General features: G+C 58.5%; 8 protein-coding genes. 1 reads left to right on the top strand and 7 read right to left on the bottom strand.

Annotated elements, in window-relative coordinates:
• Nucleotides 1-15: 15 nt before the first annotated feature.
• The 7 genes from GHN86_RS10095 to GHN86_RS10065 form a co-directional block, all read right to left on the bottom strand.
• A complete protein-coding gene (locus GHN86_RS10095; RefSeq protein ID WP_153379111.1) occupies nucleotides 16-1,650 on the bottom strand; it encodes a BatD family protein in 1,635 nt (544 codons plus the stop codon).
• Entirely contained in the window at nucleotides 1,650-3,389 is a 1,740-nt protein-coding gene (locus GHN86_RS10090) for a VWA domain-containing protein (RefSeq protein ID WP_153386510.1), read from the bottom strand. The genes GHN86_RS10095 and GHN86_RS10090 overlap by 1 nt, the downstream gene beginning before the upstream one ends.
• On the bottom strand, nucleotides 3,386-4,462 hold the full coding sequence (locus GHN86_RS10085) for a vWA domain-containing protein (protein WP_153379113.1): 1,077 nt from the start codon (nucleotides 4,460-4,462) through the stop codon (nucleotides 3,386-3,388). Before GHN86_RS10085 ends, GHN86_RS10090 begins: the two co-directional genes overlap by 4 nt.
• A complete protein-coding gene (locus GHN86_RS10080) occupies nucleotides 4,455-4,949 on the bottom strand; it encodes a DUF4381 domain-containing protein (RefSeq protein WP_153379114.1) in 495 nt (164 codons plus the stop codon). The genes GHN86_RS10085 and GHN86_RS10080 overlap by 8 nt, the downstream gene beginning before the upstream one ends.
• Nucleotides 4,946-5,890, bottom strand: coding sequence for a DUF58 domain-containing protein (locus GHN86_RS10075; protein WP_153386507.1), 945 nt, complete (start codon nucleotides 5,888-5,890; stop codon nucleotides 4,946-4,948). The genes GHN86_RS10080 and GHN86_RS10075 overlap by 4 nt, the downstream gene beginning before the upstream one ends.
• A 3-nt stretch (nucleotides 5,891-5,893) precedes the next feature.
• Nucleotides 5,894-6,853 (bottom strand): AAA family ATPase, encoded by a 960-nt coding sequence (locus GHN86_RS10070; RefSeq protein WP_048364979.1) that lies wholly within the window; start codon nucleotides 6,851-6,853, stop codon nucleotides 5,894-5,896.
• A 445-nt stretch (nucleotides 6,854-7,298) separates the two neighbouring features.
• The gene (locus GHN86_RS10065; protein WP_153379116.1) at nucleotides 7,299-7,655 is read right to left on the bottom strand and encodes a hypothetical protein; all 357 of its coding nucleotides are present in this window, start codon (nucleotides 7,653-7,655) and stop codon (nucleotides 7,299-7,301) included.
• Between the two features lie 486 nt (nucleotides 7,656-8,141).
• Here GHN86_RS10065 and GHN86_RS10060 point away from each other — a divergent pair, with 486 nt between their 5' ends.
• The gene (locus GHN86_RS10060) at nucleotides 8,142-12,998 is read left to right on the top strand and encodes an NAD-glutamate dehydrogenase (protein ID WP_153386505.1); all 4,857 of its coding nucleotides are present in this window, start codon (nucleotides 8,142-8,144) and stop codon (nucleotides 12,996-12,998) included.
• Nucleotides 12,999-13,001 lie beyond the last annotated feature (3 nt).

The following is a 13,001-nucleotide window of genomic DNA, read 5'->3' as shown; positions in this document are numbered from 1 at the left end:
AGCCATCGCCGTCAATTATTTGGGGTAGAGCGGCGGCAGGCTGCTGGTGTCACTGCCTGCGTCTTGCTCGCGTTCGGCGGCAGGGATGTTGCGAATGGCCTTCCACAACTCTTCACCTTGCCAATGCTGGCCGGTTTCGCTGTAGAGGGCACCATTGAGGCCGTCCAGTGCGTCGGACAGCAACACAAAGCGTGCCGCCATTTCGGCCAGGGTTTCGGGTTGCTGACGGGCCCAGGCATCCAGTGCCTGTCGTGTGGCTTGCGGATCGTTGGCCAGGCAAGCGCGTTTAAGGTCATCCAGTAACGTGCGCGGGCTTGGCCCGGTTTGCGCTGCACGCAAAATCGCAGGCTGCCATCGTGCTCGCCACCACAGGCCAAAGCCGAGCAGAGAGGTTAACGTCAGAATCATGGTGCTCAGTTGCCACCGCCACAGGGTTGAATCGTCGCTCACGGCAAGCAGCTCGTTGTTGACCGGAGCATCCACAGCAAGGCTCGGGTTTTCTGCTACCTGCAAGGTGCGGGCAGGCAAGTAGCTGCGTTCCAGACGGTCTTCGTGAGTGTTCCACCACACCACTTCAACCGCAGGCAGTTCGACTTGGCCGACGCGGGTCGGCACCAGTGCTTCGCGTTCTTCGCGGCTGCCGATCAGGCCGTTCTCGCTGATTTGGTTGCTCAGTTGCGGCAGGTCCGGGTAGCGCCGTAGACCATTGACGTCGGTGGCCGGCAGGGCGGGTAATTGGGCGCTGGAAAGCCCTTCGGCCTTCAAGGTCAGGGTGCGCGTCAAAGAATCGCCGACCTGGCAATGGTCAGGCTCGGGGTTCCACGTTTCGCTCATGCTCAAGCTGCGTGCTGGCAGCCAGGCGGCGGTAGTGGGGTAGTCCGCGGGCTTGGGTTTGACCTCCAGCGCAATCTCGGCCGAGGTGACGTGAACCATTTTTCCGGGTTTGGGACCCAGCGGCGCAGGCGCGGTGGCTTGCTGGCTGTCGACCTGGGTGGCACTGAAGGTTTGCGCCGGGATGATCAGTTGGCCACTGTGTTGCGGATAAATGCCGTAGCGCACTTCGATGACGCCGTGGCGCACGCCGTTGATCATTTTCTCGTAGGTGCGCGACTCGCCCAGTTGCTCGACGATGGCGTCGCTCAGGAGCAACGGCGTCAGGCTGCTGTCGTCGTAAAGGGCGACAGAGTGATAGATGCGCAGGGTCAGGATGGCCTGCGCTTGCACGTAGACGCTGGGTTGATCAAGGCTGGACTCGATAAAAACAGGGGCCAGTTCGTTCTCGCGGGCACTGCTTGGCGAGACCGTCAAACTGATCGGCTGACTGTGGTAATCACCGACCTGCAAGGGCGGAATGATGACAGTGCCGGACTGTTTGGGCTGCAGCGTGATGATCCAGCGCGTGGTGGCTTTGTTGTCATCGCCCAGATTGGTCAGGTGGTTGACCTGACGCGTACCGCGCACCTCGAACAGGGCGTCGAGGGGTGTCAGATCGGGTTTGCCGAACAGCGTAGCGTCGTTGGATTCCAGCGTCAGTTCGACGGTTTCGCCGGAATCGAGCTGATCGCGGTCCACGCTGGCGATCAAGCCTAGCGCGTGGGCTGGCAAGGTCCAGCAACAGAGCAAAAGAAGCAAGACGCAGATGCGGTTCATTAAGGCGAGTCCTGATGTTGCTGCTGTTCGTACCAAAATTTTCGTCGCAACAGTTCGCTGGGGTTGTCAGGTATCTGTCGTAGCCACTGCTCCAGTGCCTGGCGATGTTCTTCGTCTAAATGGTCAGAAGTCGGTGCCAGAGGCCGTGTGGTGGTCGAGTCATCGTTGGTGTTTTCGCCGGGTTGCTGTTCGCTGCCGGGTGGCGGTTCGAGCGAGTCGTCGCTATTGGCCGGCGCATCAGGTTCAGTGACTGAACTACTTTCCTGATGTTGCGTGGTGTCGCCCGTTGCACTGCTGTTGCTGTTGCTGATGGGCGGCGCTTGTTCAGGTTCAGCCGGGTTTTGATCGGTTTTATCGGGCGTCGGGTTGCTCTCGGCGCGCTGTTGTTCAAGCATCTGTTCAATCAAGGCTTTGTTCTGCGCTGCCACCTGTAAGTCAGGCTGTAACTCCAGCGCCTGCTCATAGGCATCGAGGGCGGCTTCCAGTTCGCCGCTTCTGGCCAATGCATTGCCGCGATTATAATGCGCGCTGGCGCTGTTGACCTCAGCAAAGCGTTCGGCGGCCGCGGCGTAATCACCGGCCTGATAGAGGGCAATGCCTTGCCAGAGAGGGTCGTTGAAATGCTCGACCGCCTCCAGCGGTTTTTTCTGCTCCAGCAAGCGCTGGCCTTGTTGGTCAGGACGCAGCCATAGGTCGGTGAAACTCATGGCGTAGCTTGGCTGAGGCACCATAAACAGCAAGGGCAAGCACAGCAGCCAGCCGCGACGTCCGGCGCAGGCGGCCAGTAGCAACAAAGGCAACAACAACCAGTAACCTTGATCGGCCCATGTGTCCAGGTGCACGGTCTGGTCTCGATCGCGCAGGTGCCGGGGACCGTCGAGCAGACCCAGACCGCGCAAGTCGTTGTCATCCAGCCGGGCCTGACGATAACGGCCGTCGACTTCTAGGGCAAAAGCCCGCAGGGCCGGGCTGTCGAGGCGCGGTACAAGGATCGCGCCCTGATCGTCCTTGAGAAACTGCCCGCTTTCATCCACCACAGGCGCGCCGTCGCGGCTACCGATGCCCAGCATCAATAATTGCGCGTTATGGCCTTTCAGGGCCTGACGGATGCCTTCGCGCTCCTGCTGGCTGAGGGATGAGGTGATCAGCAGCAAGCGGCCCTGGCCCAAGGCGCCCTGGTCGAGAAGTTTCAGGGCTTTTTCCACCGCCAGATCAGCACGCTGGCCGGGCTGAGGCATCAAGGAGGGCTTGAGCGCTTCGAGCAAATTGCGGCTAGTGGCCAGATCATCTGATAGCGGTACCAGCGTGTGCGCGCTGCCCGCGTACACAATAATGGCCGTTTGCGCATCGTCCCGGCTTTGCAGCAGGTCATAGAGTTTGCGTCGCGCCTGCTCCAGCCGGTTGGGCGATTTATCGGTCGCGAGCATGTCCGGGGTCAGTTGCAACATGACCACCAGCGGGTCGGCAGGTTTTTGCGTGGATTGTTCCACGCGCTCCCAGCTTGGCCCGAGCAGTGCCAGCAAGGCCAGCAGCCAGGCACCTCCCAGCGCTATCCAGGGCAGTTTGCTGGAGCGGCCATTGCCGCCACTGAGCAATACCCGATGAAAGGCAACGGGCAGAATCATTTGCCAGCGCCCTGTGCGTTTTTGCCGGTGCCAGAGTTTCCACAGCAACCAGCCGAGCAGCGGCAATGCCAGCAGCCATTCGGGACGAAACCAGTGCGGCCAGAGGGCGCTCATCGGCGTCTCCGCAGGCGCAGGCGTTCAAGGCGTGAGCGCCAGTCAGGGTGTTGTTGCAGAAAATGTTCCTTGCTCAGCAAGCGTTGCAGCGGGTTGTTGGGCCACAGTTCACGGATAACCAGCAACACGCTCAGCAGCAGCGCTCCGGCCAGCGGCCAGCAGTATAACGACTGCGCCGGGCGTGCCTGGGTGGGTTGCTGGGCCACGGGTTCGAGCTGGTCGAGGGTGTCCTTGATGGCCGCTAACTCTTGGCCATCGTGGGCACGGAAATATTGGCCGCCGGTCGCCTTGGCAATCGCCTGCAAGGCGGGCTCGTCCAGATCGATGCCGGGATTGCTGCCGAGCATCCCGTTTGCGCTATTAGCCTGCGGGTCGGCGCCGATGCCGATCGGGTAGATGCGCACACCTTCCTCAGCGGCCAGTCGCGCGGCGGTCAGAGGGTCGATCTGGCCACCGTTGTTGGCACCGTCGGTGATCAGAATCAGTACCCGGCTTTGCGCCGGTCGCTGGCGCAAGCGTTTCAGGGCCAGGCCGATGGCGTCGCCAATGGCGGTGTTTTTACCGGCGACGCCGATGCGTGCGTCGTCCAGCCAGGTGCGTACGGTGTGCCGGTCGAAGGTCAGGGGCGCTTGTAAATACGCTTGGCTGCCGAACAGGATCAAACCCACCCGGTCGCCCTCACGATCTTCCAGAAAGTCGCCGAACAGACTTTTGACCAGATCGAGACGGCTGATGTCGTCGTTTTGCCAATGCATGTCGGGGAAGTCCATTGACCCGGACACGTCTACGGCGACCAGTAAATCTCGGCCACTGGCGGCAATCGGCAAGGGTTCGCCTAACCATTGCGGGCGTGCTGCAGCGGTCAGCAGCAACAGCCATATGGCCAGATACGGGATTTTCTGGCGCCATACGGGCATCGTGTTTCGGGCTTTGCGTTGAGCCAGTTCTTCAAGGTCGCTGAGAAAGCTGACTTTGAGGGCGGCTTCGCCGCTGTCGGCTGCCGGGAGCACCCAGCGCATTAACCAGGGCAAGGGCAGCAGAACGAAGATCCACGGCCAGGCAAATTCAAACATGTTTGCGAATCCAGGTTTCAACCGCTTGATTGAGCCCGGCAATGGCCTTGTCATCGAGCTTGCACTCGGGTTTATAGGCGCCTTCTACCAAGACCATCCAGCGCGTGAGCCCCGCAGCCGGGCAGCGGTTATCGAGGAACGCCAGCCACTTGCGGCCGTTGAGGGTGTGGCTCTGGCTGTAAGGGTAGTGGGTGCGGCACAGACGTTTGAGCAGGCCATTGAGTTGTTGCAGCCAGGCCCCGGCGGGCGCGCCGTCGTAGGGTTTGGGGAACCGGGCCAGCTCTTCAAGTGCCGCCAGCCGTACCGGGTCCAGAGGTTGTTCGATACGTGTGCTCTGGCGTTTGGCCGGCAGGTAACGGCGCAACCACCACAGGCCCCAGCTCAAGGCCGCAACCACGATCAACAGCAGCCACCAGCCCGGTGCGGGCGGCCAGAAGCCGAGAGGCGCTGGCTGGATCAACGGTTGCAGGTGTTCGAGGTCATTCATGGCGTTTTGCCGGGTCGTTTGGCGTTGAGGTATTCACGCAATTGCTCAACCATTTCGCTTTGTGTGCTCAATGGCATCAGCATGACCCGCAATTTTTGCGCAAGCAGCTCCCATCGGGCAATACGCGCTTCGGCTTGAGCGCGGTAGGCCTGTCGCAAGTCGTAATTAAGCGTGTCGAGTTCCAGTTGTGCGCCGCGTTCGGTAAAGCGCAGCAGCCCGGCGGCGGGGAGGGCGTGATCCAGTGGGTCAGACAGCGGTAGCAGCATTAAATCGCAGTGACGTGCCAGCAGACTCAGCTGTTGCTCGGCGGCGTCGGTTAGGGCGCGCTCGTCGCAGATCACAATCACCAAACTGCCGGGACGCAGCACTTCGCGGGCCCGAATCAGGGCCATTCCCAGCGCATCGCGATCGGACTGCACTTCGGTGTGCAGCGACTGATTGACCCTCACGAGCCGGTTCAGCAGTTGCAGCAGGCTCTGTTTGCTGCGTCGTGGCTTGATTTCGTAATGTTCATGGTCGCCGAACACCAGCCCGCCCACCCGGTCGTTGTGACTCAGGGCGGCCCAACCGATCAAGCTCGCGGCTTGGGCACCAAGGACTGATTTGAACAGCAGGCCTGAGCCGAAAAACAGCCGTCGGCTTTGTTCAGCCAGAATGAAAATGGGGCGCTCGCGTTCCTCATGGAACATTTTGGTGTGCGGCTCTTGGGTGCGGGCCGTCACGCGCCAATCGATGGTGCGTACATCGTCACCAGCCTGATAAACGCGCACCTGATCGAAATCCACCCCGCGCCCGCGCAATTTCGAGTGATGCAAACCCGCCAGTGGGCTGCGCTGGCTAGGGGAGGCGAAGAGTTGAACTTCGCGTACCCGATGACGCATTTCGATCAGTTCGGCGAGTGTGACCCGAATACCGGGTTCGGCGGGCAAGGGGTTGGTCATCGGTCAGGCAACGGCAACAACATCAAGAATGCGCTGCACGACACGGTCCTGATCAATGCCGGCTGCTTCGGCTTCAAATGACAAAATAATACGATGGCGCAACACGTCAAACAGCACGGCCTGAATATCTTCGGGGCTGACAAAGTCGCGTCCGGCCAACCAGGCGTGCGCCCTTGCGCAACGGTCGAGGGCGATTGAACCCCGCGGGCTGGCGCCGTAAGCGATCCAGTCGGCCATTTCCGGGTCGAATTTGCCGGGTGTGCGGGTCGCCATGATCAATTGCACCAGGTATTCCTCTACGGCATCGGCCATGTACAAACCGAGGATTTCCTTGCGCGCCGCGAAAATGGCTTGCTGGCTGACGCGGCGTTCGGGTTTGGTTTCTCCGTTCAGCGCTTCGCCGCGTGCCTGTTGCAGGATGCGGCGCTCGACGGCGGCGTCCGGGAAGCCGATTTTGACGTGCATCAGAAAGCGGTCGAGCTGAGCTTCAGGCAGCGGGTAAGTGCCTTCCTGCTCAATAGGGTTTTGCGTGGCCATGACCAAAAACAGCGGCGACAGCTCGTAGGTGCTGCGACCTACGCTGACCTGACGCTCGGCCATGGCTTCGAGCAACGCGGATTGAACCTTGGCAGGTGCGCGGTTGATTTCATCGGCCAGCACCAGATTGTGAAAGATCGGCCCTTGTTGGAAGACAAAGCTGCCGGTTTCGGGGCGATAGATCTCGGTGCCAGTGATGTCGGCAGGCAACAGGTCAGGGGTGAACTGAATGCGATGGAATTGTGCTTCGATGCCTTCGGCCAATTCTTTGATGGCTTTGGTTTTAGCCAGGCCGGGAGCCCCTTCGACCAACATATGGCCGTCAGCCAGCAGCGCGATCAACAAGCGGTCAATGAGTTTTTCCTGACCGAGAATCTGTGTTGAAAGAAAGGTTCGCAGCGCTAACAGCGCTTCACGATGTTCCATCGATGACTGTTCCTGAAAAGGCCGCCTGCAGCGTAAGAATTACGCCGGGGTTGGGGGCGTTACTTTAATCCATTGCAGGGGGTTGGCACTAATGGCGGGCGGGCATTTGTTGAAAAAACCCGAAATTTGCCCGGTTGTTGAGAATGCTGCTCATCTGTAGGGGCTCACAGGCGCTGAAAGTGCCATGACCGCAGGGCGACAAAGGTATAGCGGGCGCTGTACAGGTCGGGTTTGCTGGGCAGAATGGGGCTCGGGCCGCCATTGCGCTGATAAGCGTATGAATCGGTGGTTGGTGTAATAAACCCGGCGCATTAAAAAAGGCGACATCCGTAGCCTGAGCCACCGTAAAAATTGATTCAGGGTATTACATTACAGCCCCGAATTGAGCCTTTACGATCCTTAAGCAGAGGTACATCGCCTTGGTCAGCTGCTGTGTGCCTGAAGTTTATTGACCCAGCAAGCTTACGTAGTTGCCGCTGCCGCTCAGAATATTGCGCAGGGTTTCTTCTACCTCAGGCAAATCGCTCGGGTCGGTGCTGTGAAAAATCTCTAGCTTGGTGTCACCGTTGAGTGCGTCCGCGTCGTCGGCATTGATTTCGATCAGCAGAACAGTAGGGCTCAGGGTCGCCTTTACGCCCAGCAAATAGGCTGGTTCGTCAAAACTGAATTCCACGTCGTCTTCGTCCGGAAAGCGCGACATCAAGAAAATGTCATCGTCACTGCCAAAGCAGGACAGTACGGCCAGATTGTCTTCTTCAACGTCGCACGGGTTGACGACGAGCGTGGTGGTGGTCATTTGCATGGTAAAAATCCTGGCGCTCAGCGCGCATCTATAAGCGGAATAAAGGCCCGATTTTGACACTCTGAACAGATTTATGCAGTGTTGAATGAAAATGTGTCAACGAGTTCTGTAAGAGTCAGGTAAGTCATTTCTGATAATAGCTGAGGTTTTTGAGTTTCCTTTAACAAGTTTTTTCACCCGAGGCTGCTAGGGTTGTTCTCAATCAAGTCACAAGCTTACGTCCCGATGTCCGAATATGTCGCCGCACCGCAAGCAGGCCAGGCGCTTCAATCGTTAAGCTGCGTTCGGGATTGTTATCTCTAAAAAGATCCAGCCTGTTCAATCGGCAGTCGTTTTGCAGATACCCGTCCTGGAACGTGAATGTGACCCATGGGTCGCGGCCAGCTTCACTTCCTTGCCCTGCTGTTTAGTCAGCACTGGCAACTCCCCTCGCGGGAACAGCATGCGACGCTTCTCTCAATAACAAGCCCAAGCGGAGTACCACAGATGGCGTTCTTCACCGCAGCCAGCAAAGCCGACTTCCAGCATCAACTGCAAGCCGCACTGGCCCAGCACATCAGTGAACAGGCATTGCCACAAGTAGCCCTGTTTGCCGAGCAATTCTTCGGCATCATTTCTCTGGATGAACTCACCCAACGGCGCATGTCCGATCTGGCAGGCTGCACGCTGTCGGCCTGGCGTCTGCTGGAACGCTTTGACCCGGCGCAGCCGCAGGTCAAGGTGTTCAATCCCGACTACGAGCGCCATGGCTGGCAGTCCACGCACACGGCGGTAGAAGTACTGCACCACGATTTACCGTTTCTGGTGGATTCGGTTCGCACCGAGCTGAACCGTCGGGGTTATAGCATCCATACCCTGCAAACCACGGTATTGAGCGTGCGTCGCGGCAGCAAAGGCGAACTGCTGGAAATCCTGCCCAAAGGCACCAGCGGCGAAGGCGTCTCCCAGGAGTCGCTGATGTTCCTTGAAATTGACCGCTGCTCCAATGCGGCTGAATTGAATGTGCTGAGCAAGGAGCTGGAGCAGGTTCTGGGTGAAGTTCGTGTGGCCGTGGCTGATTTTGAGCCGATGAAAGCCAAGGTTCAGGAGCTGTTGGCCAGCATTGACAACAGTCCATACCTGGTTGCTGCGGACGAAAAAGCGGAAATCAAGAGCTTTCTCGAATGGCTGGTGGGCAATCACTTCACCTTCCTCGGCTATGAAGAATTTGTGGTACGTGATGAAGCGGATGGCGGCCATATTGAATATGACCCGCAGTCGTTCCTCGGCCTGACCAAGCTGCTGCGCGCCGGCCTGACGGCCGAAGACCTGCGCATCGAAGATTACGCGGTCAGCTACCTGCGTGAACCGACCCTGCTGTCGTTTGCCAAAGCCGCACACCCAAGCCGCGTACACCGCCCGGCTTACCCGGATTATGTATCGATCCGTCAGATCGACGCGGATGGCAAGGTCATCAAGGAATGCCGCTTCATGGGCCTGTACACCTCTTCGGTGTATGGCGAAAGCGTGCGGGTCATTCCCTACATCCGCCGCAAGGTCGCTGAAATCGAGCGCCGTTCAGGCTTTCAGCCCAAAGCTCACCTGGGCAAGGAACTGGCTCAGGTAGTTGAAGTGTTACCCCGAGACGATCTGTTTCAGACGCCCGTGGACGAGCTGTTCAACACCGTGATGTCGATTGTGCAGATTCAGGAGCGCAATAAAATCCGCGTGTTCCTGCGCAAAGACCCCTATGGCCGTTTCTGCTACTGCCTGGCTTATGTACCGCGTGATGTGTATTCCACCGAAGTTCGTCAAAAAATCCAGCAAGTACTGATGGATCGTTTGCAGGCTTCGGATTGCGAGTTCTGGACCTTCTTCTCGGAGTCGGTGTTGGCCCGTGTGCAGTTGATTTTGCGCGTAGACCCCAAGAACCGCATCGACATCGATCCGGTCATGCTGGAAAAAGAAGTGGTTCAGGCGTGCCGCAGCTGGCAGGACGATTACGCCAGCCTGGTGGTTGAAAGCTTCGGTGAAGCCAACGGCACCAAGGTGCTCAGCGACTTCCCGAAAGGTTTCCCGGCGGGCTACCGTGAACGCTTTGCCGCGCATTCGGCCGTGGTCGATATGCAGCACTTGATGAGCTTGAGCGATAAAAACCCGCTGGTGATGAGCTTTTATCAGCCGCTGGGTCAAAGTGCCGGTCAGGAATTGCACTGCAAGCTGTATCACGCCGATACGCCGCTGGCGTTGTCCGACGTGCTGCCTATTCTGGAAAACCTCGGCTTGCGGGTTTTGGGCGAGTTTCCGTATCGCTTGCGCCACGCCAACGGCCGTGAATTCTGGATCCATGACTTCGCCTTCACCGCGGGCGAAGGGCTGAATCTGGATATTCAGCAACTCAACGACACGCTGCAGGATGCATTCGTGCATATCGTCAGCGGCGATGCTGAAAACGATGCCTTCAACCGTTTGGTGCTGACCGCAGGCTTGCCGTGGCGTGATGTGGCGTTACTGCGTGCCTATGCGCGTTATCTCAAACAGATTCGTCTGGGCTTCGACCTGGGCTACATTGCCAGCACCCTGAACAACCACACCGATATTGCACGCGAACTGACCCGTTTGTTCAAAACGCGCTTCTATCTGGCCCGCAAACTGTCGGCAGAAGACCTGGAAGACAAGCAACAGCGTCTGGAACAGGCCATTCTGACGGCGCTTGACGACGTTCAGGTGCTCAATGAAGACCGCATCCTGCGTCGCTATCTGGACTTGATCAAAGCCACCCTGCGGACCAACTTCTATCAGCCGGATGCCAATGGTCAGAACCGTTCGTATTTCAGCTTCAAGTTCAACCCGCACCTGATTCCGGAATTGCCCAAGCCAGTACCGAAGTTTGAAATCTTCGTGTATTCGCCTCGGGTCGAAGGTGTGCACTTGCGTTTCGGCAACGTAGCGCGGGGTGGTTTGCGCTGGTCGGACCGTGAAGAAGACTTCCGTACCGAAGTGCTGGGTCTGGTAAAAGCGCAGCAAGTGAAGAACTCGGTCATCGTGCCGGTGGGGGCCAAAGGCGGGTTCGTGCCGCGTCGCTTGCCGTTGGGCGGCGGTCGCGACGAGATTCAAGCCGAAGCGATTGCCTGCTACCGGATCTTCATTTCCGGCCTGCTGGACATTACTGACAACCTCAAGGACGGTGCACTGGTGCCGCCGTTGAACGTCGTGCGTCACGACGACGATGACCCGTATCTGGTAGTTGCGGCGGATAAAGGGACTGCCACCTTCTCTGACATTGCCAACGGCATTGCCATTGATTACGGCTTCTGGTTAGGCGATGCGTTTGCCTCCGGCGGTTCGGCCGGTTATGACCACAAGAAGATGGGCATCACCGCCAAAGGTGCCTGGGTGGGCGTGCAGCGCCACTTTAAAGAGCGCGGCATCAACGTTCAGCAAGACAGCATCAGTGTTGTGGGCGTTGGCGATATGGCCGGTGACGTGTTCGGTAACGGCTTGTTGATGTCCGACAAGCTGCAACTGGTCGCTGCATTCAACCACCTGCATATCTTTATTGACCCGAACCCTGAACCGGCCAATAGCTTCGTTGAACGCCAACGTCTGTTCGACCTGCCGCGTTCGGCCTGGTCAGACTACGACACCAGCATCATGTCGGCAGGCGGCGGGATTTTCTCGCGCAGTGCGAAAAGCATCGCCATTTCGCCCGAAATGAAAGAGCGCTTCGCGATCACGGCCGACAAACTGACCCCGACCGAGCTGCTCAATGCCTTGCTCAAAGCGCCGGTAGACCTGTTGTGGAACGGTGGCATTGGCACCTACGTCAAGGCCAGCAGTGAAAGCCACGCCGATGTAGGTGACAAGGCCAACGATGCATTACGCGTCAACGGCAACGAACTGCGCTGCAAGGTGGTGGGTGAGGGCGGTAACCTCGGCATGACTCAACTGGGTCGCGTGGAGTTCAACCTTAACGGTGGCGGCTCCAACACCGACTTTATCGACAACGCTGGCGGCGTGGACTGCTCAGACCACGAAGTGAATATCAAAATCCTGCTCAACGAAGTGGTGCAGGCTGGCGATATGACCGAGAAGCAGCGCAACCAGTTGCTGGGCAGCATGACCGATGAAGTCGGCGGTCTGGTGTTGGGCAACAACTATAAACAGACCCAGGCCATATCGCTGGCGGCCCGCAAGGCTTACGAGCGGATTGCCGAATACAAGCGTCTGATGAGCGATCTGGAAGCCCGTGGCAAGCTGGATCGTGCCATTGAGTTCTTGCCGACTGAAGAACAACTGGTCGAGCGCGTCGCTTCAGGCCATGGTCTGACCCGTGCAGAGCTTTCGGTATTGATCTCGTATAGCAAGATCGACCTCAAAGAAGCCTTGCTCAACTCTCAGGTGCCGGATGACGATTACCTGACTCGCGATATGGAAACGGCTTTCCCGCCGATGCTGGTGAGCAAGTTTGCCGCGGCCATGCGTCGTCACCGTTTGAAGCGTGAAATCGTCAGCACTCAGATTGCCAACGATCTGGTCAACCACATGGGTATCACCTTTGTGGAGCGACTCAAAGAGTCGACCGGCATGAGCGCAGCCAATGTGGCCGGGGCTTATGTGATCGTGCGTGATATTTTCCACCTCCCGCACTGGTTCCGTCATATTGAAGCATTGGACTACCAAGTGCCTGCTGAAATCCAGCTGGCGCTGATGGATGAGCTGATGCGTCTGGGGCGTCGAGCCACGCGCTGGTTCCTGCGCAGTCGTCGCAACGAGCTGGATGCCGCACGCGATGTGGCGCACTTTGGGCCGCATCTGGCGGCGTTGGGGCTCAAACTTGACGAGCTGCTGGAAGGGCCTACCCGCGAAGGCTGGCAGACCCGTTATCAGGCGTATGTAGCGGCTGGCGTACCGGAGTTGCTGGCGCGAATGGTGGCCGGTACGACGCACTTGTACACCTTGCTGCCGATTATCGAAGCGTCAGATGTGACGGGACAGAACGCAGCGGATGTGGCCAAGGCCTATTTCGCGGTAGGCAGTGCGTTGGACCTCACCTGGTACTTGCAGCAGATCAGTAACTTGCCGGTAGAGAACAACTGGCAGGCGCTGGCGCGTGAAGCGTTCCGTGACGACATCGACTGGCAGCAGCGGGCAATTACCGTCTCGGTACTGCAAATGGCGGATGCACCGGTTGAGATCGAAGCGCGTCTGGCGTTGTGGCTTGAGCAGAACCATTCCATGGTTGAGCGCTGGCGCTCAATGCTGGTGGACTTGCGTGCCGCAACGGGCAATGACTATGCGATGTACGCCGTGGCCAACCGGGAGTTGCTGGATTTGGCTCTGAGTGGTCAAACAGGGCTCTGACAG

The organism is Pseudomonas helleri (genome assembly GCF_009600315.1).
Taxonomy (GTDB): Bacteria; Pseudomonadota; Gammaproteobacteria; order Pseudomonadales; family Pseudomonadaceae; genus Aquipseudomonas; species Aquipseudomonas helleri_A.
This window is presented reverse-complemented; position numbering and strand designations above follow the sequence as displayed.

Bases quoted from the DNA above. Each gene is read 5' to 3' on its own strand.
- GHN86_RS10095 (WP_153379111.1), bottom strand. From the start codon at position 1,650: ATGAACCGCATCTGCGTCTTGCTTCTTTTGCTCTGTTGCTGGACCTTG.
- GHN86_RS10090 (WP_153386510.1), bottom strand. From the start codon at position 3,389: ATGAGCGCCCTCTGGCCGCACTGGTTTCGTCCCGAATGGCTGCTGGCA.
- GHN86_RS10085 (WP_153379113.1), bottom strand. From the start codon at position 4,462: ATGTTTGAATTTGCCTGGCCGTGGATCTTCGTTCTGCTGCCCTTGCCC.
- GHN86_RS10080 (WP_153379114.1), bottom strand. From the start codon at position 4,949: ATGAATGACCTCGAACACCTGCAACCGTTGATCCAGCCAGCGCCTCTC.
- GHN86_RS10075 (WP_153386507.1), bottom strand. From the start codon at position 5,890: ATGACCAACCCCTTGCCCGCCGAACCCGGTATTCGGGTCACACTCGCC.
- GHN86_RS10070 (WP_048364979.1), bottom strand. From the start codon at position 6,853: ATGGAACATCGTGAAGCGCTGTTAGCGCTGCGAACCTTTCTTTCAACA.
- GHN86_RS10065 (WP_153379116.1), bottom strand. From the start codon at position 7,655: ATGCAAATGACCACCACCACGCTCGTCGTCAACCCGTGCGACGTTGAA.
- GHN86_RS10060 (WP_153386505.1), top strand. From the start codon at position 8,142: ATGGCGTTCTTCACCGCAGCCAGCAAAGCCGACTTCCAGCATCAACTG.